Source organism: Vreelandella janggokensis, from assembly GCF_031451615.1.
GTDB lineage: Bacteria > Pseudomonadota > Gammaproteobacteria > Pseudomonadales > Halomonadaceae > Vreelandella > Vreelandella janggokensis.
Map to the genome: position 1 here is coordinate 106,925 of NZ_JARWAJ010000002.1, position 26,014 is coordinate 132,938.

26 protein-coding genes are annotated in these 26,014 nt (G+C 59.8%); 14 read left to right on the forward strand and 12 right to left on the reverse strand.

Features of this window, described 5'->3' with window-relative positions:
* Positions 1-33: 33 nt before the first annotated feature.
* The 3 genes from QC816_RS07225 to QC816_RS07235 form a co-directional block, all read right to left on the reverse strand.
* A complete protein-coding gene (locus QC816_RS07225; protein WP_309781482.1) occupies positions 34-1,323 on the reverse strand; it encodes a type II toxin-antitoxin system HipA family toxin in 1,290 nt (429 codons plus the stop codon).
* Positions 1,313-1,606, reverse strand: a complete 294-nt coding sequence (locus QC816_RS07230; protein WP_309781483.1) for a helix-turn-helix domain-containing protein — start codon at positions 1,604-1,606, stop codon at positions 1,313-1,315. The genes QC816_RS07225 and QC816_RS07230 overlap by 11 nt, the downstream gene beginning before the upstream one ends.
* A gap of 146 nt (positions 1,607-1,752) precedes the next feature.
* Positions 1,753-2,232, reverse strand: a complete 480-nt coding sequence (locus tag QC816_RS07235; RefSeq protein WP_309781484.1) for an Lrp/AsnC family transcriptional regulator — start codon at positions 2,230-2,232, stop codon at positions 1,753-1,755.
* 135 nt (positions 2,233-2,367) lie between these two features.
* Between QC816_RS07235 and QC816_RS07240 the strand changes: the two genes are divergently transcribed.
* The 3 genes from QC816_RS07240 (at position 2,368) to QC816_RS07250 (ending at position 5,169) form a co-directional block, all read left to right on the forward strand.
* Complete coding sequence (locus QC816_RS07240; protein WP_309781485.1) at positions 2,368-3,408, forward strand: zinc-dependent alcohol dehydrogenase family protein; 1,041 nt, start codon at positions 2,368-2,370, stop codon at positions 3,406-3,408.
* A 209-nt stretch (positions 3,409-3,617) separates the two neighbouring features.
* Positions 3,618-4,193, forward strand: coding sequence for a histidine phosphatase family protein (locus QC816_RS07245; RefSeq protein WP_309781486.1), 576 nt, complete (start codon positions 3,618-3,620; stop codon positions 4,191-4,193).
* A gap of 100 nt (positions 4,194-4,293) precedes the next feature.
* On the forward strand, positions 4,294-5,169 hold the full coding sequence (locus QC816_RS07250; RefSeq protein ID WP_309781487.1) for a pirin family protein: 876 nt from the start codon (positions 4,294-4,296) through the stop codon (positions 5,167-5,169).
* An 8-nt stretch (positions 5,170-5,177) separates the two neighbouring features.
* Here the strand turns inward: QC816_RS07250 and QC816_RS07255 are convergent, their stop codons facing one another.
* Both QC816_RS07255 and QC816_RS07260 read right to left on the reverse strand, forming a co-directional pair.
* Positions 5,178-6,050, reverse strand: coding sequence for an urea carboxylase-associated family protein (locus QC816_RS07255; RefSeq protein ID WP_309781488.1), 873 nt, complete (start codon positions 6,048-6,050; stop codon positions 5,178-5,180).
* A 59-nt stretch (positions 6,051-6,109) separates the two neighbouring features.
* Positions 6,110-6,721, reverse strand: a complete 612-nt coding sequence (locus QC816_RS07260) for a DNA-3-methyladenine glycosylase family protein (RefSeq protein ID WP_309781489.1) — start codon at positions 6,719-6,721, stop codon at positions 6,110-6,112.
* Positions 6,722-6,929: 208 nt separating this feature from the next.
* Here QC816_RS07260 and QC816_RS07265 point away from each other — a divergent pair, with 208 nt between their 5' ends.
* A complete protein-coding gene (locus QC816_RS07265; RefSeq protein ID WP_264824960.1) occupies positions 6,930-8,132 on the forward strand; it encodes an MFS transporter in 1,203 nt (400 codons plus the stop codon).
* On the opposite strand, the gene QC816_RS07270 is transcribed toward QC816_RS07265, so the two are convergent.
* Positions 8,129-8,824: an extensin-like domain-containing protein gene (locus tag QC816_RS07270; protein WP_309781490.1), complete on the reverse strand. Its 696-nt coding sequence runs from the start codon at positions 8,822-8,824 to the stop codon at positions 8,129-8,131. The two genes, QC816_RS07265 and QC816_RS07270, sit on opposite strands and share 4 nt — an antisense overlap.
* Before the next feature lie 116 nt (positions 8,825-8,940).
* On the opposite strand from QC816_RS07270, the gene gmk reads away from it, so the two are divergent.
* The 4 genes from gmk to QC816_RS07290 all read left to right on the forward strand — a co-directional run bounded on the left by gmk (position 8,941) and on the right by QC816_RS07290 (position 12,570).
* On the forward strand, positions 8,941-9,573 hold the full coding sequence (gmk, locus tag QC816_RS07275; RefSeq protein ID WP_309781491.1) for a guanylate kinase: 633 nt from the start codon (positions 8,941-8,943) through the stop codon (positions 9,571-9,573).
* 90 nt (positions 9,574-9,663) lie between these two features.
* A complete protein-coding gene (gene rpoZ, locus QC816_RS07280; protein WP_230445492.1) occupies positions 9,664-9,924 on the forward strand; it encodes a DNA-directed RNA polymerase subunit omega in 261 nt (86 codons plus the stop codon).
* A 28-nt stretch (positions 9,925-9,952) separates the two neighbouring features.
* On the forward strand, positions 9,953-12,082 hold the full coding sequence (locus QC816_RS07285; RefSeq protein ID WP_309781492.1) for a RelA/SpoT family protein: 2,130 nt from the start codon (positions 9,953-9,955) through the stop codon (positions 12,080-12,082).
* 98 nt (positions 12,083-12,180) lie between these two features.
* A complete protein-coding gene (locus tag QC816_RS07290) occupies positions 12,181-12,570 on the forward strand; it encodes a RidA family protein (RefSeq protein WP_085920016.1) in 390 nt (129 codons plus the stop codon).
* Between the two features lie 68 nt (positions 12,571-12,638).
* On the opposite strand, the gene QC816_RS07295 is transcribed toward QC816_RS07290, so the two are convergent.
* Complete coding sequence (locus QC816_RS07295) at positions 12,639-13,520, reverse strand: SDR family oxidoreductase (RefSeq protein WP_085920017.1); 882 nt, start codon at positions 13,518-13,520, stop codon at positions 12,639-12,641.
* A gap of 182 nt (positions 13,521-13,702) precedes the next feature.
* Here QC816_RS07295 and QC816_RS07300 point away from each other — a divergent pair, with 182 nt between their 5' ends.
* Complete coding sequence (locus QC816_RS07300; RefSeq protein ID WP_085920018.1) at positions 13,703-14,632, forward strand: hydrogen peroxide-inducible genes activator; 930 nt, start codon at positions 13,703-13,705, stop codon at positions 14,630-14,632.
* Positions 14,629-16,707, forward strand: coding sequence for an ATP-dependent DNA helicase RecG (gene recG / locus QC816_RS07305; RefSeq protein ID WP_268901820.1), 2,079 nt, complete (start codon positions 14,629-14,631; stop codon positions 16,705-16,707). Before QC816_RS07300 ends, recG begins: the two co-directional genes overlap by 4 nt.
* On the opposite strand, the gene yccS is transcribed toward recG, so the two are convergent.
* From yccS to QC816_RS07325, 4 genes are all read right to left on the reverse strand, one after another.
* A complete protein-coding gene (yccS, locus tag QC816_RS07310; protein ID WP_309781493.1) occupies positions 16,704-18,902 on the reverse strand; it encodes a YccS family putative transporter in 2,199 nt (732 codons plus the stop codon). The two genes, recG and yccS, sit on opposite strands and share 4 nt — an antisense overlap.
* A gap of 202 nt (positions 18,903-19,104) precedes the next feature.
* Positions 19,105-19,461 carry a hypothetical protein gene (locus tag QC816_RS07315; protein WP_085920021.1) on the reverse strand — a complete coding sequence of 119 codons (357 nt, stop codon included), beginning with the start codon at positions 19,459-19,461 and terminating at the stop codon, positions 19,105-19,107.
* Positions 19,461-19,772 (reverse strand): HU family DNA-binding protein, encoded by a 312-nt coding sequence (locus QC816_RS07320; RefSeq protein ID WP_172822115.1) that lies wholly within the window; start codon positions 19,770-19,772, stop codon positions 19,461-19,463. The genes QC816_RS07315 and QC816_RS07320 overlap by 1 nt, the downstream gene beginning before the upstream one ends.
* A 69-nt stretch (positions 19,773-19,841) precedes the next feature.
* Complete coding sequence (locus tag QC816_RS07325; protein ID WP_309781494.1) at positions 19,842-21,011, reverse strand: NAD(P)/FAD-dependent oxidoreductase; 1,170 nt, start codon at positions 21,009-21,011, stop codon at positions 19,842-19,844.
* Between the two features lie 156 nt (positions 21,012-21,167).
* Between QC816_RS07325 and QC816_RS07330 the strand changes: the two genes are divergently transcribed.
* The 4 genes from QC816_RS07330 (at position 21,168) to phoR (ending at position 24,702) form a co-directional block, all read left to right on the forward strand.
* Complete coding sequence (locus QC816_RS07330) at positions 21,168-21,665, forward strand: chorismate--pyruvate lyase family protein (protein ID WP_422823735.1); 498 nt, start codon at positions 21,168-21,170, stop codon at positions 21,663-21,665.
* 35 nt (positions 21,666-21,700) lie between these two features.
* Positions 21,701-22,609 (forward strand): 4-hydroxybenzoate octaprenyltransferase, encoded by a 909-nt coding sequence (ubiA, locus tag QC816_RS07335; RefSeq protein ID WP_309781496.1) that lies wholly within the window; start codon positions 21,701-21,703, stop codon positions 22,607-22,609.
* Between the two features lie 78 nt (positions 22,610-22,687).
* On the forward strand, positions 22,688-23,377 hold the full coding sequence (gene phoB / locus QC816_RS07340; RefSeq protein ID WP_085920025.1) for a phosphate regulon transcriptional regulator PhoB: 690 nt from the start codon (positions 22,688-22,690) through the stop codon (positions 23,375-23,377).
* Positions 23,378-23,379: 2 nt separating this feature from the next.
* Entirely contained in the window at positions 23,380-24,702 is a 1,323-nt protein-coding gene (gene phoR, locus QC816_RS07345) for a phosphate regulon sensor histidine kinase PhoR (RefSeq protein WP_309781497.1), read from the forward strand.
* A 520-nt stretch (positions 24,703-25,222) separates the two neighbouring features.
* Here phoR and cysZ read toward each other — a convergent pair.
* The gene (gene cysZ, locus QC816_RS07350) at positions 25,223-25,957 is read right to left on the reverse strand and encodes a sulfate transporter CysZ (RefSeq protein WP_264824955.1); all 735 of its coding nucleotides are present in this window, start codon (positions 25,955-25,957) and stop codon (positions 25,223-25,225) included.
* Positions 25,958-26,014: the final 57 nt, after the last annotated feature.

Consider the following 26,014-nt stretch of genomic DNA (forward strand, 5'->3'; position numbering starts at 1 on the left):
CAGTAGAGACAGATAACATTAAATGCCCGATCTTCAACTGATTAAAATCCCCTTATTCTCCTGCCAAGCCTCGTTCAATCGCTGGGTGATCAGCTTGACCGTGCTGGCTTTCACACCAAGGTCTTTTGCCACAGCCGGGAAGTTGCCAATAACGTCCGCGATCTTCTGAACGTGCGGCTGAGCCTGTTTCCAGTTGGCAAAGCCTGCATGGGTGGCGAGCTGTTGAATGGCTTTTAGCGAGGGCTGCTTGCCAAAGCCCATATAGGCAGTGGCGTGTTCTGCAAAAGGGTGGGGGCTAAAGGTCACATCGTAAAACGGTGCTGGTTTCCATTGGCCGTGATCATCCTGCAGAAACGCCCAGTTTTTACTGTGATCGTCCTGGTTGCAGGCAAATAAGTTGAATAGTGCGCGTCGGAATTGCAGTTGGCCTACGGCGGGGGATTGACACAGCTGGCGGCTTGCCTTGATCAGGTCGGTGTAATCAAGGCTAGGGGTTCGGAAATCGGCATCCAGCAGCCCGCAGGCGCTGTGCATATGGAGGCGCCCCGTAGGGTTTGTCTGATGGATCCAATCAAACCGTCTGATGGCAAGCCAGGCGCGCTCACCCTGTGGCGTAGGTATGCGTAGTAACTGCCATTCGGGCGGCTCAAGGCCTGCTGTTTTAGCCATTTCCAGGTATGCCGCTTCGCATAGCCCCTCTTCATGGCCCAGTGGCAAGTGTTGAGAGGTAAACTTGACCAGCCAGGCGTCATCCTCTGGCTGGGCATAGGTTCGGCACTTTTTCGATTGACCAGGCGGCATGAAAAGCTGTGCCTTCGGCCTTGCCCCGCCAGAGCTACCCGCTGCGACCAAAGCGCTGAGCACATCTTCCGTTTGCCCATCAAAAACGGCCTGTGCCTGGAGTCCGAGTGTCGCCAGGTCTTCGTTATCGCTCTGTGTCGGCGCTGCCTCTGATGCTGGCTCAAAGGCCAGTGCGCCCATACCACGTTGGCCAACAAATGCCAGCCGGTCCATCGCCGTAAGCTGCGTAGGTCCTATGCCATGCTGACGAAAGGCGCGGTCCTGTAGCAGCAGACCCCAGCCATCGGGTAAACAGTCGCCAAATACGCCGTGAAGCCCTTGATGCGGCGTTCTAGGGGCGGGTTGAAGTGTCAGGTCGTCTTCTAACGTAAAAGGCGATAGATTGCCATGCTGTTCTAGATAGCCTTCCGCGTACTGAAAGAATACCCCTTGGCGGTTTTGTGCCAATACGCCAGCCGCGACCTGTTCACCGGTTGATAGCGTGCGCGTCACGTTCAGCCGTTGCGTAGGCTTAAAGGCCATCTTTGAGTACCTCATCGATTGAGGAAGGTATCTTTTCTTTGAATGCGTCGTGCTGGGTCAGCGCGTATAGCCGCGCCAAGTCGTCCAGGCTTTGCCATAGCAACAGCAGCTGGCGAAACGAGATTTGCCCGGTGAGCTCAAATTTTTTGATGGTGGGGGCGGGCACACTGCTGCGCTGCGCCAGTGACGCCCGGGATAGCTTGGCCTGTTCGCGTAACCGACGCAGGTGAGCAGCAAAGGCTTGCTGAACATCGGTATCGTCCAACAGCAGAAAACGGTGCATAAGTTAACATTCCTAAAAAGGATACTCCTGTACCTATTATAGATGTTTTAGGTTTTTTATGGATATTATTGTGTCTATTTTTATTGCTTTTCGTGCTGTAGCCTGCTGCTGACGTTGTTCGACTGGCCCCTCCCCAACTGCCTCGCTCACAGCCCCAGCAACTCCCCAGCCGGCAAGTGGCTTGTCGCCTTCATTTCCCGCAGAGAGATATTGGAGCGGATGCTCGATACCCCCGGCAGCTGGCGTAGTACCTTTTCCACGAAGCGGCTGTAGTCATCAAGATCGCGGGCGATGACCTGCAAGAGGAAGTCCGCCTCGCCGGTGGTGTTATGGCAACTGAGCACCCGGGAGCTGGCCTGGATAATGCGTTCGAACTCCGCGGTGGCCGCCTCGCTGTGTTGCGTACAGGTGATCTGCACAAAGGCCAGCACGTTGCCGCCAAGCTTTCGGCGGTTCAGCGTGGCTTGATAGCCTTCGATCACGCCCAATTCTTCCAGGCGTTTATGACGCCGCCAGCAGGTGGCTTCGCTCATTCCCAGCCGCTCGGCCAGCTTGGTGATGGATAGCCGACCATCGGCTTGAAGGCTATCGATTAGTTGGGCATCTATGTTGTCCAGTTGGCTCATTTGAAAATCTCTTTCAGATTTATGCGTATAAAAGAAAGAATGATTCAAAATTAGCCTGTGTGTCCATCCATCAGAAAAGTAATTTCAGGGGCGGTTGGTTATAGTAAAACAATGGATACCGCGCAGGAGTCGTTTATGAAAGCCGTTGTTTTTGAGCAGTTTTCCGCCCCTCCCCACATACAGCAGGTGCCTGATCCGGCGCCAGAACCGCATGGCGTGGTAGTGAAGGTAATGGCGAACGGGGTATGCCGCAGCGACTGGCATGGCTGGGTGGGGCACGATACCGATATCCAGCTCCCTCATGTGCCGGGGCATGAGCTGGCAGGCGTTGTCGAAGCGATTGGCAAGGACGTCAAACAGTGGCGCATTGGCGATCGCGTCACGGTGCCGTTCGTCGGTGGTTGTGGCACTTGCCCTGAGTGCCACGCCGGGAACCATCAGGTGTGCGATAGTCAGTTCCAACCCGGCTTCACGCACTGGGGGTCTTTTGCCGAGTATGTGAGTATTCACTACGCCGACGTCAACTTGGTCGCGCTGCCCGAAACGCTCGACTTTGCCACGGCAGCCAGCCTGGGCTGTCGGTTCGTCACCTCCTTTCGGGCGGTGGTCGATCAGGGCCAAACATCGGCCGGGCAGTGGGTGGCGGTTCATGGCTGCGGGGGTGTGGGTCTATCCGCCGTGATGATTGCCAACGCCATCGGCGCTAACGTTGTCGCTATCGATATTTCGGAAAAAGCGCTTGCTCTGGCCCGCCAATTGGGCGCGACTGCCACCGTGAATGCCGCCAAGGTGGCCAATGTGGTAGAGGCGGTGGCGGACATAACCCGGGGAGGCGCTCACGTGTCACTGGATGCGCTAGGACACCCGACCACCTGCTTTAACTCCATCAGCAATTTGCGTAAGCGTGGCAAGCATATTCAGGTCGGGCTGATGTTGGCGGAGAACAGCACACCGGCTATTCCCATGAGCCAGGTGATTGCCAACGAGCTTGAAATACTCGGCAGTCACGGCATGCAAGCGCATCGTTACGGCGCCATGCTGGCGATGATCCAGTCTGGCAAGCTGGCGCCTGAGCAACTTATCGGCAGGCGCATCACCCTCGAGCAGTCCATTGAGGCGCTGATGAACATGGATAAGTTTGAAGGGGCGGGCGTGACGGTAGTGACGGCGTTTTGAGAAAGCGTGCTCAGGCGTTGCGCCTGATGAGGAAGCTATCCTTGCGTTGAATGGGGCTGGCTGGGTCAGCGCGTATCGCCGCGCCAAGTCGTTTAGGCTTTGCCATGGCAAATGCCTGCCGCGTCTTGAATCGGGAAGGTTGGTTAATATCACATGCCTATTGCCGTTAGCTTGGCCAATGCTTCATCAATGATTGAAGGACAATCCCCATGCCCACCCTTCGCCACATAATACTAACCCTACTCCTTGCCATAGTGGGCGCGCTGCCGCTCGGTGTTCAGGCAAACGAGGCCATCTGGCAGTCGCTTGAAGAAGGCGGTCTGGTGGTGCTGATGCGCCATGCGCTGGCGCCGGGCATCGGCGACCCGCCCGGGTTCGAACGTGGCCGCTGCGAGACCCAGCGCAACCTGTCTGGGGAGGGGCGTGCCCAGGCGCGGGCGATTGGCGAGGCGTTTCACGAGCGCGATATCCCCATCGGTGCGGTGTATTCGTCGCGCTGGTGTCGGGCGCTGGATACCGCCGATCTCATGGAACTGGGCGACGTCGAGCCTGCGCCGTGGCTGGACTCGTTCTTTCGCGGACGCGGTGATCGGGACGTCATCACCCAAGCTGCTCTTGAGCAGATAGCCGCCTGGGAAAAGTCAGGCAACATGCTGCTGGTAACCCATCAGGTGAATATCTCGGCGCTGACCGGCCGCGGCGTGGGGTCGGGCGAGATGGTGGTGGTGCGCCCGACCGCGGATGGGCTGGAGGTGGTGGGCCGACTGGACGTTCGCGCGCCGTAGCCGGTTTCTACCAATTTCCTTCAATGAATCGGGCCAAATTATTCGCTCCTCATGGGCGCGCTGGGGTTTTACGCTGGGGGATATCGATAAGGAGTTAGCTATGTCATCCGATAAGACCCTCACAACGCGTCATGTCATCGCCCAGCACCCGGCCAGGCGCGACGATATCGGCGATCTGGTCACCCGGCGGCCCTTGCCGGGACCGCAGCTCGAGCAGCACGATCCGTTTCTGTTTCTTAACCACCACGGCCCCCAGACGTATCCGGCCCATAACCAGGGCCTGCCGTTCGGCCCACACCCGCACCGGGGCTTCGAGACGGTCACCTTTATTCTGGAAGGCTCGCTGGCCCACGCGGACAGCACCAGCCATCAAAGCGTGATCCATGCGGGCGGCGTGCAGTGGATGACGGCGGGCAGCGGCATCGTGCATGCGGAAGTATCGCCGCCCGAGTTCATGCGCGAGGGCGGTCCGCTGGAGATCCTCCAGCTGTGGGTCAACCTGCCGTCGCGGCTGAAGATGAGCGAGCCGCGCTACGTCGGCCTGCAGCAGCCGGACATACCGGCCATCGCGTTGCCGGGCGGCGGCGAGCTGAACCTGATCGCCGGGCAGTGGCAGGCGCACACAGGCCCCATCGACACGCTGACCGGCGTTTTCATGTCCACGCTGCGGCTGCCGGCTGGTGGCCACGAACGGTTACCCGTGGCGCCGGGGCGGCAGGTATTTCTCTACGTGGTAAGCGGCGAGGTCACGGTGGGCGGCGACGCCGTCAAGCCGCACCACCTGATCGAAGTGGATCGCGATGGTGACAGCCTCGACATCGAATCCAGCAGCGACGCGCGCCTGCTGTTTGGCCACGGCGAGGTGATCGATGAACCGGTGGTGTCCCACGGGCCTTTTGTGATGTCGAGCCGTGAAGAGATCGTTCAGGCGGTGGAGGACTACCAGAACGGCAAATTTGGCGGCCTCGATGCCTGACAGCCGCGTCAGCAGCACGAACGGCGTTTGGCGCTCCAATCCGCTTCGGGCGGACGCACGCCGTGGTGGCCGCGATAGTCGGGCGGCGTCGGCGGCGACCAGCCTTCTAGCAGCGAGTCATCGAGCGCGTAGATCTCGATGCCGATGGGATGGCAGGTGGCCAGCAGGTCGTCATCGGTGGCATCGCTGCCCCACAAATCTACCGAGAGATCGCCGCCTGGGCAGCACGAGAGTGCGCAAAGCAAGTCAATCTCGGCAAACAGTTCCAGGTAGTCGCCTTCCTGCGCCGGGCAGGCTTTCATGAAGTACTGGTCCTTTTCGTTCAGGCCGGTGCACTGGAAGACGTTGAGCACGTCGTGGATATCGAATTCGGTGAGACCGAACGGTGCCACGGCCCGGGTCAGGTTGGAGTGGCAGTGGAAGTCGAAATCCTCACCGGTCAGCAAATGGTTCACGTAGGGGTCGCAGCGCGTCCCTAGTAGATCGTGAACACGCCCGCCGTCCTCGTCGACACCGTAATGCTCGAGCGTGTCGGCGGTGATGGTGGCCATGGGCCGCAGATAGGGCAGGGTCGACCATAGACGGTCTTGGACGCTGACGTGGGCGCGCTGCAGTTGGCGAGTGCGCGAGGCCCAGAAGCGCTCGCGGGGATTATGCAGCGACCAGAGGTTGAAATCGCCCACCTGAGGGCCCTGGCGAGTACAGATGCGCATCACGTGACCGGCGGGCACTTTCCAGGCGCGCGCGTCGCGAATCGGCACCTCCAGCGTCTCTACCAGCCTTCGCTGATCCGTGGCGTTGGCAATACGGTTGTAGAACGCCGGGTCAACGCTCAGGGGAGAGCCAGGTTTGGCGCGGTAGGCGGGGGCTGGGTTGGCCATGGTGAGTGACTCCTTGAGATGGCGATAAAGCGAGCACCGGGTGCTCAACGGCGGCGTCCCTACAGCGGTTCGCCACGATAGTAGTGCCACAGGAACAGCGAGCCCACGCTGCGCCAGGGCGACCAGTGTTCGACCAGCTGGCGCGCCTGCCTGGGCGTGGGTTTGTCGTCCATGCCTTTCAAGCGACCCAGCGCCACGCGCAGGGCGAGGTCGTCGGCGGGGAAGATGTCCAGGCGTTTGAGCGAAAACATCAGGTAGATCTCGGCGCTCCAGCGGCCGAAGCCGCGTAGCTGGGTAATCGCGGCAATCGCTTCGTCGTCGCTTAGCTGCTCGAGCCCATCGGCGCTGAACGTTCCGGCCAGTTCCGCCTCGGCCAGCCCCTTGGCGTATTCGATCTTGCGCCAGGAGAGCCCGGCATCGCGCAGCGCCTGCCCCTCCACGTCCATCACGGCCTGGGCATGCAGTTCGGGCAGCAGCGTGTTGACGCGGCCCATGATGGCGCGGGCGGCCTCAGTGGAAAGCTGTTGGCTGATGATGGTACTGAAAAATGTCGCAAAGCCCTGATCGCGCTGGCGTGGGGCAGGGGCGCCCACCAGTGGGTAAGCGCGGCCGATGTCCGTGTCGGCGCTGGCCAGTACCTGCATGGCCTCTTTGATGGTGTCGGGCGTCATGGCAACCTCGCGCGGCTTGATTGTGCCGTATTGTGGGCAGACTCGTCGTCAAAGCTCAAATCATGGTCGGGTGGTTGACTAACCATAGGCCATTTCTTCGCGCGCTAATTTTTTTGCCGCGTTATATTTATACTTTCGTCTAGTCCTGCGATCATTCCACTCTAAAGGCCGTTTTGTCAGCGGGTGCCGAGGTACCCGGAGGAGTGTTATGCAGGCATCGTCATCGGGGCTGGCGCGAAATCCGCGGCTGGCCGAATTTGTATTGGCGCTGGGTGGCTTTGGTATCGGCACCAGCGAGTTCGTGATCATGGGGCTGATGAACCGTGTGGCGGGAGACCTGGCGGTTAGCGTGCCCCAGGTGGGCTACGCCATCAGCAGCTACGCGCTGGGCGTGGTGGTCGGCGCGCCGCTGATCTCAGCGCTGGCGGCACGCGTCCCCAAGCGCGCGCTGCTGATCGCACTGATGCTGGTATTTGCGCTGGGCAATATTGCCAGCGCCCTGGCCCCGGGGTTCTGGTCGTTTGTGGGCCTGCGCTTTATCGCCGGGCTTCCCCATGGCGCCTACTTTGGCGTGGCGGCGCTGGTTGCCGCCGGGGCGGTGCCGGTCGACCAGCGCGCGCGGGCCATTGCCCGGGTGATGATGGGCCTGACGGTGGCGATCCTGATCGGTGCGCCGCTGGGCACCTGGGCGGGCAATCTGTTTGGCTGGCAGGTGGCCTTCGGGGCGGTGGGCGGCATTGCGCTGATCACCGCGTTGTTGATTCGCCTGTGGGTGCCGGTGCAGCCGTTCGATGCCCATGCGAGCCCGCTTCGCGAGCTCTCGGCGCTGGTCAAGCAGCGCGTGCTGGTCACGGTGGCCATTGCGTGCATCGGCTGCGGCGGCATGTTCGCAATTTTCAGCTACGTGATGCCGACCCTGACGAATCAGGCGGGCATGAGCGAGGCGCTTGGGCCACTGGTGCTGGTGATTTTCGGGTTGGGCTCGATTGCCGGCAACCTGGTTGGCGGCCGCGCGGCGGATAAAAACCTTATGCGGGCGATTCCTGCCACCCTGGTGTGGTGCGCGGTGATTCAGGGGCTTTTCTACTTTGCGGCCAACAATGTGTGGACCGGGCTGCTGTTCGTGGGGCTGGTGGGCTCCAGCATGGCGCTTGCCCCGGCGCTCCAGACCCGATTGATGGATGTCGCCGAAGACGCCCAGACCATGGCGGCATCGCTCAACCATGCGGCGTTCAACGGCGCCAACGCATTGGGCGCATGGCTTGCCGGGCTTGTGATCAGCGCGGGTTTCAGCTGGTCTAGCACCGGTCTGGTGGGGACCGGGCTGGCGCTGTGCGGGCTGGTGCTGTTTGCGGCCGGGCGATGGCTGGAGAAACGTTATCCCCCGGCCCGCCTGGCGGACGCCACCTAACGGCAGAGGCGAAAGCCGCGCATCCCGAAATGAAAGTGGTCGGCGTGGGCGGCGTTGTAGTCTGGGCCCAGTGTGTTGCCAAAGAAGTCGCAGGCATCATCGCGTATGTCGCGCAGAAACGCCCCCGCTGGCCCACCGTTGCCCCAGTCCTCAAGCAGGGTAATACGCTCACCGTTGGCGAGGCGAAAGCCGGTTACATCCAGCGCCTCGGCAGTAGCATGCTCGCTGCGTCGTCCGCTTTCGCGACCGTATACGTCGCGGCAGGCAAAACTTCCCACATGGTCGACTTGGCGTACCCGGGTGCCGAGAAGGGTCTCGGCGCTGGGTTGCAGCGCGTGGCGCTCGAACATCACCCAGGCAAGCGCCAAGGGGCAGCTGGCTACAAACGATTGGTTGAAGGCGACGCTGCTGTCTTCAAGGCGCACCACGTTCTCAAGCGGGCAGCTATCAACGGGGGTGTAGTCGGCCAGAGGGGAATAGCGCAGCGCATCATCCGGCACGCTGTCCAGTGCGGCCAGGCAGCCGTCACGGTCATGTTCCAGGCGGCGCAGTTTTAGCGACGTGACCGGTGTTATCGGGTCGTCGACGTATAGCGGTGCCCACGGTGACCAGTGGCGGGGAATGTCGATGACGCCCTTTTGCAGGGCAACGGCTAACGCGATCAGTGCCAGTATCAGCCAGCTACTTCGCATCGTGACCTCCCTGTTCTGCGAAACGCTACAGTCGTCGCGACGGGTGTGCGATACTGCGTCCCTTTTCTACACTGCTCTAATTGCATGAGTTTACCTCGCCAACAAGGGAAGCGCGTATGTCCCAAGGTACACTGTTTATCGTTTCTGCCCCATCGGGGGCGGGTAAAACCAGCCTGGTGCGCGAGCTGATCGAAAGCCTCGATGGCATTCAGGTGTCGGTATCGCACACCACCCGGGCCAAGCGCGAGGGGGAGGTCGATGGTGTGAATTACCACTTCACCGATGCGGCAACCTTTGAGGCGATGATTGCGCGTGGCGAGTTTTTTGAGTACGCCAAGGTTTTCGATAATTATTACGGTACCTCGCGCCTGGCCGTCCAAACGGTACTTGATGCCGGCCAGGACGTGATTCTCGAAATCGACTGGCAGGGCGCGCGCCAGGTGCGCGAACAAATGCCCGAGGCCGTGTCGATTTTTGTCCTGCCACCGTCGCGCACCGAGCTGGAGCGTCGCCTGGCCAGCCGGGGAACCGATGAGCACGCCATCATTGCGCGACGCATGCGTGATGCGATCAGCGAAATGTCGCACTACGACGAATACGACTACCTGGTAGTCAACGATGACTTCACCACTGCCCTGCAGGAATTGCAGTCGCTGGTTATTAGCCGCCGCCTGGCGCGCCCGTTAATGAGCGAACGCCACGCGCCCTTGCTGGCAACGCTCTTGTCACAGGCGCCCGGCGTCGAGTAATCTACACGGTTCTACTACCCTCTTTAGCTGGATCGACCCGTTTGACCCCTTACGGACGCGATCCAGCGTCGTTATTACAGGAAGGCACCCATGGCTCGCGTCACCGTTGAAGACTGTCTTGAAAATGTGGAAAACCGTTTCAAGCTCGTGATGATCTCCACCCAGCGTGCCCGTCAGCTGGCGCGGGGCACCCGTGATTCCCAACTGGCCTGGGAAAATGACAAGCCCACGGTCTTGGCACTGCGTGAAATTGCAGCGGGTCTGGTCGATCACACGATACTGGACGAACCGGTCGAAGCGCCCGTTCGCACGCGCCCGGCGATGGCTCCCAGCGCACAAATCGACGACTAGGGTTCACGACCGATTAGAGGCGCGGTGAATGTTTACCATTGATGACCTGGCCGACCGACTCGGCGGCTACTTACCCCCCGACGAGATTCAACAGGTCAAACGCGCCTTTTACTACGCCGAACAGGCCCATGATGGTCAGCGGCGGCGCTCCGGCGAGCCTTACGTCACCCACCCGCTGGCGGTGGCCAACATCCTCGCCAACATGCACATGGATCATCAGAGCCTGATGGCCGCCATGCTGCACGATGTCATTGAAGATACCGGGGTGTCGAAAAAAGCCCTCGGCGCCCAGTTCGGCGAGCCGGTGGCGGAACTGGTTGACGGGGTTTCCAAGCTGACCCAGATCACCTTCGAGGATAAAGCCGTCGCCCAGGCGGAAAATTTCCAGAAGATGGTCCTGGCGATGTCCCGGGATATCCGCGTGATTATCGTCAAGCTCGCTGACCGGCTGCATAACATGCGCACCCTGGGCGCGCTGCGCCCCGATAAAAAGCGCCGCATCGCCCGCGAAACCCTCGAAATCTATGCCCGCATCGCCGGACGGCTGGGGATCAACACCATCCGCGTCGAGCTCGAAGACCTTTCCTTTCAGGCGATTCATCCAATGCGCTCCGAGCGCATCAAGCGCGCCGTCTCCAACGCTCGGGGGCATCGGCGCAGTGCCATGCGGGAAGTCCAGGCGACGCTGCAACAAAGCGTCGACGACGAAGGCTTGAGCGGTACGGTCGTCGGCCGCCAAAAGCATCTGTTGTCGATTTATCGCAAGATGCGCGACCAGCGCAAACCCTTTGTCGAAATCATGGATGTGTTCGGTTTTCGCATCATTACCGACGATGTGGCCAGCTGCTACCGCATTCTGGGTGTGGTGCATAACCTATATAAGCCGGTGCCGGGCAGGTTCAAGGACTACATCGCGATTCCCAAGGCCAACGGCTACCAGAGTCTGCATACCACCCTGTTTGGCGCGCGGGGGATGCCGATAGAGGTGCAGATTCGCACCCGCGAAATGGAGGCCATGGCCAATAACGGCATTGCCGCCCACTGGTTGTATAAAGCCGGGCAAACCTCGCACCCGATCGCCGAAGGCAGCCACGCCCGCGCCCGCGCCTGGGTGAAAGGGCTTCTGGAGATGCAGCGCCACGCCGGGGATTCCCTGGAGTTTATCGAGCACGTCAAAAACGATCTGTTTCCCGACGATATCTACGTGTTTACCCCCAAGGGCGATATCATGGAGCTGCCCCAGGGCGCTACGGTGATCGACTTCGCCTATACGGTGCATACCGATATCGGCAACCACTGTATCGCCTGCCGTATTGATCGCCATCTGGCGCCGCTTTCCACGCGTCTGGAGAGCGGCCAGACGCTGGAAATTATCACGGCGCCGGGGGCGCGCCCCAATCTGGCGTGGCTGAACTTCGTCACCACGGCCAAGGCGCGCTCGGCCATTCGTCATGCCCTCAAGCATCAGCGGCATACCGAAGCGGTGATGCTCGGGCGGCGGTTGCTGAACAAGGCACTGGCCCCCTTCAATACCAGCCTGGAAGAGCTGGAACCGACGGTATTAAACCGCGCCTTCGAGCAACTCGACGTGGCGTCAGAAGAAGCGCTGCTGGAGTCGTTGGGCCTTGGCAACCGCGTTGCCCACGTCGTGGCACGACGGCTGGTGGATGTGGCGGACGGCCATCCCAACGAGCTGATCAATGAGGGCACCAGCCAAAAGGCGGTGGTGATAAGCGGCAGCGAGGGCATGGTGATTAACTTTGCCCGCTGCTGTCACCCGCTGCCCGGTGATAGCATTATTGGCCATCTTTCGATGGGTAAAGGGCTTGTGGTTCACCGGTCTGAATGTAAAAACCTGCTGGACAGAGACGACCCTGACAAAGTCTTTGCGCTGGAATGGTCAGAGAACATCGACGAAGACTTCCCGGTTGTCCTGCGCATTGAAATCGAAAGTCGCCGAGGGATCGTGGCGCAACTCGCCGGGCTGGTCACCGATGCGGATGCCAACATCGAGCGCATCGGGATTGAAGAGCGCGATGCGCGCCTTGCCACTGTGAACCTCACGCTTTCGGTAAAGGGCCGCGTTCACCTTGCCCGCATCATGAAACGTATTCGCAACCTGCCTAACGTCAGCAAAATAACCCGCATGGCCAATTAAGTGCCCGCTGTGGCAACCTGCTGGCCCATGGCTGGCAGCGTTAGCGATGGCGAGACCACCATGATCAACGTTGAGTGCACCAAGGAGCATGACATCCAATGAGCAACAAAGCTGTTATCAACACCGAGAAAGCCCCCGCCGCCATCGGCCCTTACTCTCAGGCGGTTAAAGCAGGCAATACCGTGTACCTGTCGGGCCAGATTCCGCTGGATCCGGCCACCATGGAAATCGTGTCAGACGATTTTGAAATGCAGGCTCGTCAAGTATTTACCAACCTTCAGGCGGTCTGCGAAGAAGCTGCCGGGACGCTTGGCGATATCGTCAAACTGAACCTGTACCTGGTCGAGCTGGATAACTTTGCGATCGTGAACAAGGTGATGGAAGAGTTTTTCGACATGCCGTTCCCGGCCCGCGCCGCGGTAGGGGTAAAAGCGCTGCCGAAGGGGAGCCAGGTGGAAGCCGAAGCCGTCATGGTCATTGGCGATTAAGGCAGAAAAAACACCTGCCATGAGCAAGCTGGAGACTCATGGCAGTGTTGTGAGCATGTGGCGGACGGTTAAGCCTTTTGCACGCGCCAGAAGCCACCTTTTTTCAATACCTGAGCGTAGCCCTCGCGGAACGTTGGGTAGCGGAATTGATACCCGGTTTCCAGGATACGCCGGTTATCGCAACGCTTGCTGGTGCGACGACGCAGCGGCGATTGCATCGTGTCAGTGGACGTGACTTTGAGTTGCTGGGCAATCCAGTCCATCACGTTGTGCATCGTGACCGGTTCGCAATCGCTGCCCAGATAGAGGTCCGCCAATGGCTGGCTGTTTTCCTGGCAGTGAATCAGATGGGCCAGAATGCCGGTACAGTCGTCGCGGTGAATGCGGTTGGAATAGATCACCGGGGTAACCGCGGCGATCCGACCTTCGGCGACCTGGTGGATAAGCCGGTCGCGGCCAGGACCGTAGATGCCTGAAAAACGCACCACGGTGCCGGGTAGCGGGTGGTTGATAAGCGCCTGCTCGGCTTCGCACATCAGGGTGCCGGAGAAGCTTGTCGGTTCGGTTGGGCTTTCCTCGTTGACCACCTCGCCTTCCTGCTGGCCGTAGACGCTGGTCGACGACACGAAAAACACGCGGCGGGGCGGCGTGGCGTGTTGTTCCATGACGCTCAATACCCGCTTCAAGCCCTCGGGGTAAGCACTCTGGTAGGCACTTTCTTCAAAGTGGTCGGCGCTTACCGTGTAAATGACGTAATCCGCCTCGGGGAGTGCCTTGGCGTCGGCGTCTTCGAGCTCATTGAGATCCAGTGCCAAGGGCTCGATACCGGTATCTTGTAGAGCATCGACATGGCGACGAACCCCAATCACGCGATGTCCTTCGCTAAGCAGTTCGCGACCGAGCGTTATGCCGATATCGCCACAGCCAATAATCAGTACGGTTAGCGTCACTTGCTCGCTCCTGTTGATAAATAATCCCTATTAGATACAAGGTCCCTGATCTACAATTCCTTATATATAGAAGCAATCGTAGAGACGACATCGTCAGCAGGGCTTGTTTGTCCGTTGCCTACCCGCTAACTGTCGCGATCGCTAGTCACAAGCTGCTACGAGAGGATGCCACTGGCACCACTATGACTTTAACAGAACTTCGCTACATCGTAACCCTTGCCCAGGAGCGCCACTTTGGCCGTGCCGCCGAGCGCTGCCATGTTTCCCAACCCACCTTGTCGGTGGCCGTCAAAAAGCTCGAGGATGAACTGGAAACGCCGTTGTTCGAGCGTTCCAAGGCGACGGTCCAGGTAACGCCGTTAGGTGAAAAGATCATTGCCCAGGCACAGCGTGTGCTTGAGCAGAGTAGTCTTATCTTTGATATGGCCAGTGCGGGTAAAGACCAGCTTGCCAATCCACTGCGGATCGGGGCCATTTACACCATCGGCCCCTATCTGTTTCCGCACCTGGTACCCGAGCTTGCCAAGGCTGCGCCGCAAATGCCCCTGTATATTGAAGAAGGGTTGACCGGCGGGCTACGCACCAAGCTGCGCAGCGGTGAGCTGGATGTCATCATCGTGGCGTTGCCGTTCACCGAGACCGACGTGGTGACCAAGCCGATTTACGATGAAACCTTTGAAGTCCTGCTGCCTGCCAAGCATCGCTGGGAAGCGCGGAAGGCGATCCATAAAGAAGAGCTATTGGAAGAGCGCCTATTGCTGCTGGGCGAGGGCCACTGCTTCCGCGACCAGTTGTTGGAAGCCTGTCCCGCGATCACGCAAAAGCTCAATAACCCCGATAACACGCTTATCGCCGAAGGTGGCTCGCTGGAGACAATCCGGCATATGGTGGCTTCCAAGCTGGGCATCACCGTACTGCCTCAGTCGGCGCTGGGTACCGACCAGTATGAAAACGCCATGCTGGTCAGTCGCCCCTTTGTCAGCCCCGCGCCTTCGCGAACGGTCGCGATTGCCTGGCGGGCCAGCTTTCCGCGCCCCAAAGCCATTGATGCGTTGATCAACGCCATCAATCATTGTCGTCAGCCAACCCAGGCGTCGACGGTTGCCTCATGACGGCGCTTTCGGCACCGGTCACCGCCCTTAAAGGCGTTGGTGAAGCACTGGCGCTGAAGCTCGGCCGCCTGGGGATCGAGCAGGTCAGCGACTTGCTGTTTCATTTGCCATTGCGCTACCAGGACCGCACCCGGCTGACACCTATCGGCGAGCTACGCGCGGGCAGCGAGGCGGTCATCGAGGGCGAGGTCACCGCCTGCGATGTGGTCAAAGGGCGCCGACGCAGCCTGCTGGTGAGGCTGCGCGATAATAGCGGCATTTTAAGCCTGCGTTTTTTTCATTTCTCCCCCGCCCAGCAGCAACAACTTAGGCCCGGGGCCACCGTACGAGCTTTTGGCGAAGCGCGCGCCGGGGCGACGGGTCTGGAAATCTATCACCCCGAATATAGGCTGAGCGGTGGCAGCGAAACGCCGGTCGACGAGTACTTTACGCCGATTTATCCCACCACCGAAGGGTTGCATCAAACGCGCCTGCGCGCGTTGACCCAGCAGGCGCTGGGACTGCTGGAAAATCAGCCCAAGGCGCTGCCCGACGTTATTCCCGACGCCCTGCGCCAGCGCTTTCAGCTACCCGGACTGCACGCCAGCCTGAAGCTTCTCCACCAGCCGCCGCCGGATGCCGACCTGGAGCAACTCACCCACGGCCAGCACCCGGCGACGCGGCGTCTGGCGTTGGAAGAGCTATTGGCTCACCAGCTAAGCCTGCGCGAGGTACGTTTGCGCATTCAGTCAGATGGCGCCCCTGAGTTACCTTCCGGGCGAAGCCTTCAGGCGCGTTTTCTTGCCCAACTGCCTTTCGCCCTGACGGGTGCCCAGGGGCGGGTGCTGGAAGAAATTGCTCTGGACCTTGCCCGTCCTGCCCCCATGTTGCGATTGGTACAAGGCGATGTGGGCTCGGGCAAGACCGTGGTCGCCGCCATGGCGGCGTTGTCGGCGTTGGCAGGGAACTGCCAGGCGGCCATCATGGCACCCACTGAAATCCTCGCCGAGCAGCACTACCGCTCGTTTAAAGCCTGGTTTGAGCCACTGGGCATCGAAGTGGCCTGGCTGGCGGGAAAGCTCAAAGGCAAAGCGCGGCTGGATACCAAGGCGGCGATTGCCGATGGCCGTGCGCGCATGGTGGTGGGTACCCATGCGCTGTTTCAGGACGATGTGCATTTCCAATGCCTGGGGCTGGCGATTATCGACGAGCAGCACCGTTTTGGCGTGCACCAGCGCCTGGCGCTGCGTGAAAAAGGCGAAGCGGGCGGGCTGACACCCCATCAGTTGATCATGACCGCCACGCCCATTCCCCGCACGCTGGCCATGAGTGCCTACGCGGACCTGGATGTCTCGGTGATCGACGAACTGCCTCCCGGCCGCACGCCGGTAAAGACCGTGGTGGTCTCCGACGAGCGCCGCCCGGAAGTGGTCGAGCGTATCCGGCGCGCCTGCAGCGAAGGCCGCCAGGCCTACTGGGTGTGCACACTGATCGAAGAGTCCGAAGCGCTGCAGTGCCAGGCGGCGGAAGTCACCCGCGACGAGCTTACCGAGGCGCTGCCGGAGCTTGCCATTGGCCTGGTGCACGGGCGCATGAAGTCCAGCGAAAAAGCCGAGGTGATGGCGGCGTTTAAAGAAGGCGAGCTGGACCTTCTGGTCGCCACGACCGTGATCGAGGTGGGCGTGGACGTCCCCAACGCCAGCCTGATGATTATCGAAAACCCCGAACGCCTGGGGCTTTCCCAGTTGCACCAGCTGCGCGGCCGCGTGGGGCGCGGCAGTACCGAGAGTTTCTGCGTGCTGCTCTACCACCCGCCGCTGTCCAAAACCTCCCGTCAGCGTTTGGCGGTGATGCGCGAAACCGCCGATGGTTTCCGCATCGCCGAGAAAGACCTGGAAATTCGTGGCCCCGGCGAAGTCCTCGGCACCCGCCAGACCGGCCTGGCGCAGATGAAAATTGCCGACCTGGAACGCGATGCTGACCTGCTGGACCAGGTCACGGCGCTGGCCCAGGCGCTGCAAGGCAACAAGGACATCACCACCGTGCTGGTGCGCCGCTGGCTGGGCGAAGCCGCCGGGCGCTATGGGCAGGTTTAACTCAAGCCAGGGTCGTCAGTTCCGTTAGTGCTGATAAGACGACTCGCCGCGTCGCTCAGCGGTGCCAACTGGTTCGCAATCAGGCGCAGTTGGCTCTGGATCGGCCGGTAACGTGTGACGGCGTTTTCCTCTTTGGGCGGGCCTTGCTCATCGAGCTGCGCGATCAGCGCCTCGGCCTGGGCCGACAGCGGGGTTATTGGCTGGCGGTTTTGTAGCTGCTCGGCGAGTTGGTCGAGCAGTTCGCACATGCGCTTGGCGGCGGGCACGGACGCGCTGTCGTCCTCGTCGTCGGCTAGCTGGTGGCGATGGGCGCCGAGGGCCGAAAGGTGGCTCAGCAGGGTGTTGGAAAGCACCAGAAAGCGCAGCCCGTTGTCGGCATCCTGCTTACGGTAATGCCCCGGCTCGTGAAGCATATTGGTCAGCAGCGTGGACAACGCCGCATCGGTATTATGCGCATTGCGTCGTGCCAGGCGATACGCTAAATCGTCCTGCTTGCCTTCTTCGTACTGGTGAATGATTTCTTCCAGGTAGCGGCGATGGTTGGTCAGCGCATGTGCAGCCTCACGGTTAAGCCGGCGCCCTTGCCAATCGGGCAGAATAAAGAACACCGCCAGGCCGGCTATCAGGGCGCCAATCAGCGTATCGAACAGGCGCGGCCAGATAAGATCGAAGCCGTCACCTACCTGATTGAAACTACACAGCACCAGCAGGGTGATCGAGGCGGTGGCGATCACGTAGTGCTTTTCACGATTGGCAAAAAACGACACCCCCGCCGCCACCGCGATCATGCTTTGCACCAGCGGGTGGGGAAACAGGCTGATGGATGCCCAGCCGACGACTAACCCCAACACCGTGCCGATGATCCGCTGAGAAAGAAACCGTCGTGTGGTGGCAAAGTTGGGTCGGCAGACAAACAGCGTGGTCAAGAGGATCCAGAAACCCTGCTCCGGATCAAGCCAGTGCAGTAGCCCATAGCCTGCCACGAGCGCGGTACTCAGCCTGACGGCGTGGCGAAAGGTGGGCGAGCCCAGGGTAAAGTTGAGCCGCACTCGTCTCCAGGCTTCCAGCAGGCTAGAGGGTGAGCGGTCGTAAAGCGCGCTGTCACGGCGTTCGCTGCCGGTGTCCGGGTTGTGGGCGCTGGCAATCTGCGCTTCCAGGGTGGTCAGGTTATCCGCCAGGGCGTTGAGCGGGCGCATAAGCGGTTGCCACTCGGGTTTCCCTTGGTCGCCCAGGTTATCGATCGAGGCGCGCAAGTCGGCCAGTGCCTGTTCGCTCTGTTCGTGGCCGAACGGGCGGTTGAGTAGCAGCGACTTGGCTAACTGACGGCAGGCACGACCCTGTTGATCGAGCAGCCGCTGGCAGCGAAACAGCACGTCATGGTGAAAGAACGCATCGGTCAGGGCGCTATACGGGTAGTGGGTTGAGCTTGCCCGTTCGTGGATATCCTGGGCGATAAAGTAGATGCGTAGATACCGGTTGAGCTTCTGGTCACCCCGCTGGCCTTCCAGGCGGCGAAAGATCATCTCCTTGGCCTGATTAAGCGCGGTAACGACCTTACCGTTCTGGCGTGCCAGCGCCACGCGGCGGGCTTCGACATCCACACCCCGGACCGGCTCGAACAAGGCCGACTTCAAGATCAGAAATTCGCCCAGTGCCTTGTATACCCTCGCCATGCTCTGCTTGACCGGCTGGCGCGAAAAAAGCGCGCACCAGATGACCGAAATGACGCCGTACCAGGCAGCACCCGCCAGGAGCAGAAGCTGGCGGTAGGCGACGTCTTCATCCACCCCGCCATGCTGTTCAATGTTGATCATCGAATAGATCGACAGAATCAGCGTACCCGAGGCGATGGTGGCGTAGCGTTGGCCAATGGCCCCGAGCATGATCAGGGTAAACGTCGAAATCGCCAGCCCCAGGGCAAACAGCCACGGCCACGGGAACAGCCACTGCACGATGAACGACGCCGAGGCAAAGCAGGCAAGTGTGACCAGCAGGGCCTGGAAACGGCCCTCCCAGCTGTCGTCGGTTTCCGACAGTGCGCAGGCGATAATGCCCAGAAACAGCGGGATGACCAAGGCGACATCGCCCAGCAGCGCGCTGAGCAGTAGCGCACCGCTGAAGGCGATAAACACGCGCACGCTGTAGGCGAACTTATCCAGCGTCCAGAGGCGGCGCAGCGGTAATGCAATGGGCATAGGGTCTCTTGGTGGTCGCTTTTATTAGACTTTAGTCGAGACCATAGTATAGAGGGTTTGGGTAGCGCCTGTCTGCAACGCTGATCTATCAGTGACCGGCGAGGGGGTAACCTAGCAGCGGGGTGGGCGAGTCACCGGCGGTATCCGGACAGGGTGACGTGACTGGCCCCTCGAGCGCTAGCAGTGCTGTCGGGGCCGCAAACTACAAATGCTTGAGCAGTTTCTGTAGCTTGTTCATATCGGCAGAGTCGCCTACCAGGCGGACCTCGCCGTTGATCATGCCGTCGAGGAAGGCTTGCTGCGTGGGCTTCTTGAGGATGCGTAAAGCGGCCTCGTCGTCGCGAAAGCGCAGTTCAAGGTCCAGGTCGACCGGCAACCCTTTACCACTGGTAACGCTGGTTGGCGTCATCCGGTAGTAACGGGCAGTACTCAAATCTTCTGTGGCAATGCCCCAGTCCAGGCCGCGCATGCGTTCCAGCTGTTCGCGAAAGCGCGGCTTGCGGCGCAGGGCACGTTTGAGCAAGAAGCCCAATAGCCACAGCGTCAGTTTGAGCTTCATCAGGAAACAGCGTCCTTGAGCGCTTTACCCGGCTTGAAGGCGACATTTTTGCTGGCCGGAATCTGCAGCGGCGCACCGGTCTGTGGGTTTTTGCCGGTACGCGCAGCGCGTTCGCGGACGGTAAAGGTGCCAAAACCGATCAGGGCAACGTCTTCGCCTTTGGACACGCTGTTGGTAATTTCATCAAGAATGACGTTGAGGACTTGGCCCGCTTTATCTTTGGACAGATCAGCATTTTCCGCAATGGCGGCTGCAAGTTCAGGTTTACGCATAAGGAAACTCCCTTTGTTTAATGATCGTGCAAGATACACTGTCGTGTTGTTGGTAAGGACACTGTAGGCGCGGCCGTCGTTTCAGCCAAGCCGCGAGCGCCGCGGAATTCAGCCTAGCAGCGTAGGGGCTGCTCTGGAAAGCTCCACTTTCCTTCTCACGCAGTTGCCTGTCAATGCAAAACCAATCAAACGTCTGTCTTTATCTTCAGCGATTGCCGTCATATCAACGCCTTCGCCTTCGATCCGCCAACGTTCAGGGGCCTCGACCGGTGGGTAGGCAACCACCGGTAGCAGGGGCGTTTTGACGATCACCGGCCAGGCCCCGAAGCTGACCTGTGTGGGTGTGCCGACCAGGGTGGCGGCGAGCGCCTGGGCGCTGGCTTGCAGGGGCTGAACGTACATGGCGTTGATGCCGTCGACGCAGGCAACGTCGCCCAGCGCATCGATATCCGGGTGAGAGGTGCGCAGTTGCCGGTTCACCAGGATACCGCTGGCGGAAACCGTGAGCCCTGCTGTCTCAGCCAGAGCGGTACGCGGGGTCAACCCCGTCGCCATCAAGATGACATCGACGTTGAACGTGTCGTCGTTATCCAGCGTCAGCGTCACGCCGGGGTCATCATTAAGGGCCATGGTCTTGATGGTTCTGCCCAGGGCAAGGTGGATGCCTGCGTCAACAAACGCCTTGCCGAGTGCTCGGCCCAGGGGGCCAGGCAGCAAGCGGGAAAGCGGTGTGGCATCGGGGGCAATAACGGTGACGTCATGACCGCCCGCGTGCAGATCATTGGCAAACTCGCAGCCGACGAGGCCTGCGCCGATCACCGCCACGCGAGCAGGCGCTGTCCCCAGCGCACGATGAAAACGGCGATAGTCGTCAAGATCGTTGACGGTAAAGCAATGCGCTTTGACGGAATCGGGTATCGCCATGGGCACCCTTGGTTCGGCGCCGGTGGCTAACACCAGGCGGTCGTAGCCAAGCGCTTGGTCATCTTCCAGCCGCAGCGAGCGGTTAGCCACGTCAATCTGGCGGACAGGGGTGTGGGTGATCACTCGAGCGTCAAGTGATTCGGCAAGCGCCGCGGCGTTGCGCTGTGCGAGCTTTTCGGGCGGGAGGCGTTTGGCGAAGCCGGTAGACAGCAGTGGTTTGGTATAATCGTCGCCGCTATCGGCGCTGATCAAGTGCAGGGTGCGCGTATCGCCTTTGCGGCGCAGCGCACGGGCAAGACCAACGCCCGCCATGCCAGTGCCAACGATAACGAGCTCAGCGTGTGATGAGGGCATCCGGGTATCCAGTGGTCAGTGGGACAAAAGCCTGTAAAGCCCACATGTTACACTAGGTGATCGTTTAATTGCCTGGAGGCTCTGGTGTCGCGTCACTGTGTTGAAACTGCCCCTGACTTGCCATGTTGGCGTCCCATTAGAGCGCTGCGTCCGGCGATGAGCGCGCCGTGGTGGCAATGGGTTGCCTCCACGGACTCACTCACGGCGCGTATTGTGTCCGCAGGGGGCGAGCGGCCTTTCCGCGTGCGTCTGTTACGCCAGGGGGTTGGCTTTCCACAGCCGCATGAGGCCCTGGCGCTGGGTATGGCCGCCCGGCGCTATGCGTGGCGCCGGGAGGTCGCCCTGTGTGTGGATGAAACACCATGGGTAGTGGCGCGTTCGGTGGCTCCCCTCAAGGCGCTCAGAGGCCAGTGTCTGGAAAACCTGGGTGAGCGTTCATTGGGCAGCTGGCTGTTTCGCCAGCCGGACCTGGTGCGTGGCCCGCTGTACGCCACGCGTCATGCGCCTGGTTTTACCTTCCCTGGCGATGCCAGCAGCCTGTGGGGGCGCCGCTCGGTATTTCAGCACGGCTGTAAGCACGGCGGGTTATCGCTGCTGGTACAGGAATACTTTTTATCGACCATGGCGGATGATCTTGCGCTGCCTTCGCGCTAGGCTAACGCTGCGTCTCTTGGATGGGTGAGGTAAGCATGGATCGTTCTTTATTACGGCCAACCGGGTTGAGTCGGCTGGCGGATTTTATACAGCTGATGCGTCTGGATCGGCCGATCGGTACCTGGCTGCTGATGTGGCCAACGTTGTGGGCCTTATGGGTCGCCGGCGAAGGGGTACCCGGGCGCAACGTACTGCTCATCTTTATCGCCGGGGTATACGTCATGCGCGCAGCGGGCTGCGTGGTCAATGATTATGCCGATCGTCACGTCGATGGCCACGTCAAACGTACCCGACAGCGCCCGCTGGCAACCGGGCGGATCAGTGAAACCGAGGCCCAGCTGCTGTTTATCGGGCTGGTGACGGCGGCCTTCATGCTGGTGCTGTTGACCAATTGGTTTACCGTGTTGCTGTCGGTGGGTGGCGTGGTATTGGCGTTTATCTACCCGTTCATGAAGCGCTACACGCATTTTCCCCAGGTAGTGCTAGGGGCGGCGTTTTCCTGGGCGATTCCGATGGCGTTCGGTGCGGTCCTTGGCCATGTGCCGGTAGAGGCATGGCTGCTGTTCTTTGCCAATGTGCTGTGGACAGTTGCTTATGATACCCAGTACGCCATGGTTGATCGTGATGACGATATCAAGATTGGCATTAAATCGACGGCCGTGTTGCTGGGTAATTCCGACCGGCTGGTGATCGGGCTGCTTCAGCTGGCCACGCTGGCATTGCTGGCCTGGGTGGGCGCGCGCCTCGGGCTGGGCGGTTTTTTCTGGCTCGGCCTGGCGGGGATGGCGGCGACGTTTATTCACCAGCAGCGCTTGATCCGTCACCGTGAGCGGGATGCCTGTTTTCAGGCGTTTCTGAATAATCACTGGTCGGGCCTGCTGGTGTTTGCCGGTATTGCGCTGAGTTGGTGGCCAACGGCTGGCGAATCTCTGTCAATGTCATAGAATTGTCATCAAGTCATGGTGTGATCGTCATGTACCTGTCACTGGATTACTTTCTATCGGACACCGTGAGGCTCTGGAATGACCGCCAAGACCGTCTTGATCGTCGATGATGAAGCATCCATTCGCGAGATGATCGCGGTGGCGCTGGAAATGGCCGACTACCGTGTTCTTGAAGCGGACAACGCTCAGGATGCCCACGCCATGGTCGTTGATCATCAGCCTGACCTGCTATTGCTCGACTGGATGATGCCCGGTACCAGCGGCATCGAGTTGGCTCGGCGCCTCAAGCGCGAGGAAACCACCGCCGAACTGCCGATCATCATGCTCACCGCCAAGGGTGAAGAAGACAATAAGATACAGGGGCTTGAAGCGGGGGCCGACGATTATATCACCAAGCCGTTTTCGCCCCGTGAACTCGTGGCACGCCTCAAGGCCGTGCTGCGTCGTGCGACCCCACGTGGCGTGGAAGATCCCATCGAAATTAATGGGTTGCTGCTTGATCCGGTGGGCCACCGGGTAAGTGCCTACGGTAAAGCGCTGGATATGGGGCCGACCGAATACCGGCTGTTGCAATTCTTCATGACCCATCAGGAAAGGGCCTACACACGTAGCCAGTTACTCGACCAGGTGTGGGGCGGTAATGTTTACGTGGAAGAGCGCACCGTGGATGTTCATATTCGTCGGCTACGCAAAGCCCTGGGCGACGGACATCAGAACTTGATCCAAACGGTACGCGGTACGGGCTACCGCTTCTCCGCTCGAGCTTAACCGTGCGTTTGTGGAGCCGTGAGCTTTGGCGTTTGCTAGGTTGGGCGGCACTCGGCATCTGCCTGGGATGGCTACTTGGTCTGCCGGGCCTGGGGTTGGCCGGTGGCTTCGCGATGTGTCTGGTCTACCACTTGCGGCAATTGCGCGCCGCTTACCGCTGGCTGACGCAACGCCCGCAGGATGAACCGCCGGCCGCAGGAGGACTTTGGGGCGAATTGTTTGATCGTTTGTACCGATATCAGAAAAGCCAACGGATTACCCAGGGCCGTCTCCGCTCGACGCTTTCCCGCATTCAAGAGTCCTCGGAAGCCATGCGCGATAGCGTGGTGATGCTCGACCGTCACGGCGACCTGGAGTGGTGGAACAGCGCTGCCAGCAATATGCTGGGGCTACAAACCGCTCACGACCGCGGACAACATATTACCAATCTGCTTCGCGATCCGCGTTTTATCAGCTATTTCAATGCCCGTGACTACAGTGAGCCGTTGACGCTCACGTCGCCGATCGATGAGCGTCGCATTTTGCAGTACCAGATTACCCTTTATGGTGACGACGAGCGCCTGGTCATGGCGCGCGATATTACGCGCTTGCATCAGCTAGAGCAGATGCGCCGCGACTTCGTTGCCAACGTCTCCCATGAGCTGCGCACACCGTTAACCGTGTTATCGGGCTATCTCGAAACCTATGGCGAGATGGCTGATCAGCTTCCACCCCGATTGGGGCGCAGCATTGGGCAGATGCAGGCTCAGACACAGCGCATGCAAAATCTGGTCAACGACCTGTTGCTGCTGTCGCGATTGGAAATTGATCAGGGCGGACAGGATCATCAGCCAATGGACGTGACGTCCCTGCTAAACAGTGTCGGGGCCGATGCGCTGGCGCTTTCCGAGCATCAGCACACGCTCACCATTGAAGGCGACTACCCCACGCAGTTGGTGGGCAGCGAGCAGGAAATCCGCAGTGCCATTTCTAATCTGGCTTTCAATGCGGTGCGCTATACGTCTGCTGGCAGCGAGATTACGCTGCGCTGGAAAGCGTTTGGCCAAGGTGCCTGTATCGAAGTGTGTGACGATGGTGAAGGGATAGACCCTGTGCATATTCCCCGCCTCACCGAACGGTTTTATCGCGTCGATAAAGGCCGCAGTACCGCTACCGGGGGCACCGGGCTGGGCCTTGCGATTGTTAAGCATGTGCTGTTGCGCCACGATGCTCAGTTGCAAATCGACTCGCATCCGGGTGAAGGTGCCCGTTTCCGCTGTGTCTTCCCGGCGGCCCGCCTTAGCACGCCTTCCACGCCCCCGCGTAGTGTCTCTTCGGTTACATAGCTGGCTGTGTCGCTGAGTAACGGCGTCACATGTGCCATTGCGACACATATCCAGCGTATCCAAATGACACCTCCTGGCGATCAAGCGGCATCGTTAATGTTATTTAACTCATTGTTATTGATATATAATAAGTGAAATAACGAATAGCTGGCATAGAGGGTGCTTCTCTATAGGCAAGACAGTCTCTGGCATTGTAAGATGCAAAGAACTGTTGATACTTTTCTTTACGAAGTGAAGAAAAGTAACTACGCTTAGACAGTAGCCCAATGCAGGGCAAGGATGTCCTGCATTAGCAGGGATGATTAGAGATTCATTGGATGAGTCTAGAAGGCGGTCACACTGTCAGTCAGGGTAACGTCCACGGTTGGAGTCCCGCAAAAGGATTGGAAGCTGATAAGTACCACCGCCTAAAATGATCACTGTCGAAGACCCTGCCAAGGCAGGGTCTTGTTTTTGTTAGCCTTTCAACAACGTCAGCTTTCCCTTCTTCCAGCCTCCATATACTGGCCTTGCGTACACCTCAAGAGCGCTGGGTCACCGACTGAACATGGCGATAATGGTAATCCCACATCAGTACGGCACCTGCCACAGCGCCCGGGATCAGGAACAGATTGGCCAGCGGAATCCACGTCAACAGCGTGACCAAGCCGCCGTAGCTTAAGCTTTGCCACCAGCGAGCCGATAGGCGGCCACGCATATCGCGAAACGCTACCTTATTGTTATCCATCGGGTAATCCAGGTAGGTGATGGCCATCACCCAGGCGGAAAACAGCGCCCATAGCAGGGGCGCCAACAGATTAAGCCCTGGAATCCAGCCAATCACGAACAGCAGCGCGGCACGGGGCAGGATATAACCCAGCTTGACCATTTCGCGGCCCAGCGCATCAACGGTCGTTTTGGCCAGCCCCCGGTCATCCTGAGGTTCGCGACCGGTGACTTGAACTTCAACTTTAGCGGCCAAGAAACCGTAAAAGGGGGCTGCAATCAAGCTGGTCACCAGCGTGAAGGTAAAAAACACCACGACCAACAGGCTAAGCACGAAAAGGGGCCAGATAAGCCACGACAGCCAATCAAGCCAGTTGGGTATCATGCCCATCCAGTGAGCCAGCCAGCCATCAAAGCGGTTTAGCACAAAGCTGAACATGCTGACGTAGACCAGCAGGTTGACCAGAATGGGTAAAAAGACATAACGCCTCAGTCCAGGCTTATAGACACAACGTGTACCCCGGCTGATGGCAGTGAATGCATCTAGCATGAAAACATGTGACTCCTCAAAGATGACAATGCCCTGGCTGCCGTGCAGCCAGGGCGT

Excerpts from the sequence above, each read along its gene's own strand:
- QC816_RS07225 (WP_309781482.1), bottom strand. The coding sequence starts at position 1,323 with ATGGCCTTTAAGCCTACGCAACGGCTGAACGTGACGCGCACGCTATCA.
- QC816_RS07230 (WP_309781483.1), bottom strand. The coding sequence starts at position 1,606 with ATGCACCGTTTTCTGCTGTTGGACGATACCGATGTTCAGCAAGCCTTT.
- QC816_RS07235 (WP_309781484.1), bottom strand. The coding sequence starts at position 2,232 with ATGAGCCAACTGGACAACATAGATGCCCAACTAATCGATAGCCTTCAA.
- QC816_RS07240 (WP_309781485.1), top strand. The coding sequence starts at position 2,368 with ATGAAAGCCGTTGTTTTTGAGCAGTTTTCCGCCCCTCCCCACATACAG.
- QC816_RS07245 (WP_309781486.1), top strand. The coding sequence starts at position 3,618 with ATGCCCACCCTTCGCCACATAATACTAACCCTACTCCTTGCCATAGTG.
- QC816_RS07250 (WP_309781487.1), top strand. The coding sequence starts at position 4,294 with ATGTCATCCGATAAGACCCTCACAACGCGTCATGTCATCGCCCAGCAC.
- QC816_RS07255 (WP_309781488.1), bottom strand. The coding sequence starts at position 6,050 with ATGGCCAACCCAGCCCCCGCCTACCGCGCCAAACCTGGCTCTCCCCTG.
- QC816_RS07260 (WP_309781489.1), bottom strand. The coding sequence starts at position 6,721 with ATGACGCCCGACACCATCAAAGAGGCCATGCAGGTACTGGCCAGCGCC.
- QC816_RS07265 (WP_264824960.1), top strand. The coding sequence starts at position 6,930 with ATGCAGGCATCGTCATCGGGGCTGGCGCGAAATCCGCGGCTGGCCGAA.
- QC816_RS07270 (WP_309781490.1), bottom strand. The coding sequence starts at position 8,824 with ATGCGAAGTAGCTGGCTGATACTGGCACTGATCGCGTTAGCCGTTGCC.
- gmk (WP_309781491.1), top strand. The coding sequence starts at position 8,941 with ATGTCCCAAGGTACACTGTTTATCGTTTCTGCCCCATCGGGGGCGGGT.
- rpoZ (WP_230445492.1), top strand. The coding sequence starts at position 9,664 with ATGGCTCGCGTCACCGTTGAAGACTGTCTTGAAAATGTGGAAAACCGT.
- QC816_RS07285 (WP_309781492.1), top strand. The coding sequence starts at position 9,953 with ATGTTTACCATTGATGACCTGGCCGACCGACTCGGCGGCTACTTACCC.
- QC816_RS07290 (WP_085920016.1), top strand. The coding sequence starts at position 12,181 with ATGAGCAACAAAGCTGTTATCAACACCGAGAAAGCCCCCGCCGCCATC.
- QC816_RS07300 (WP_085920018.1), top strand. The coding sequence starts at position 13,703 with ATGACTTTAACAGAACTTCGCTACATCGTAACCCTTGCCCAGGAGCGC.
- recG (WP_268901820.1), top strand. The coding sequence starts at position 14,629 with ATGACGGCGCTTTCGGCACCGGTCACCGCCCTTAAAGGCGTTGGTGAA.
- yccS (WP_309781493.1), bottom strand. The coding sequence starts at position 18,902 with ATGCCCATTGCATTACCGCTGCGCCGCCTCTGGACGCTGGATAAGTTC.
- QC816_RS07315 (WP_085920021.1), bottom strand. The coding sequence starts at position 19,461 with ATGAAGCTCAAACTGACGCTGTGGCTATTGGGCTTCTTGCTCAAACGT.
- QC816_RS07325 (WP_309781494.1), bottom strand. The coding sequence starts at position 21,011 with ATGCCCTCATCACACGCTGAGCTCGTTATCGTTGGCACTGGCATGGCG.
- QC816_RS07330 (WP_422823735.1), top strand. The coding sequence starts at position 21,168 with ATGAGCGCGCCGTGGTGGCAATGGGTTGCCTCCACGGACTCACTCACG.
- ubiA (WP_309781496.1), top strand. The coding sequence starts at position 21,701 with ATGGATCGTTCTTTATTACGGCCAACCGGGTTGAGTCGGCTGGCGGAT.
- phoB (WP_085920025.1), top strand. The coding sequence starts at position 22,688 with ATGACCGCCAAGACCGTCTTGATCGTCGATGATGAAGCATCCATTCGC.
- cysZ (WP_264824955.1), bottom strand. The coding sequence starts at position 25,957 with ATGCTAGATGCATTCACTGCCATCAGCCGGGGTACACGTTGTGTCTAT.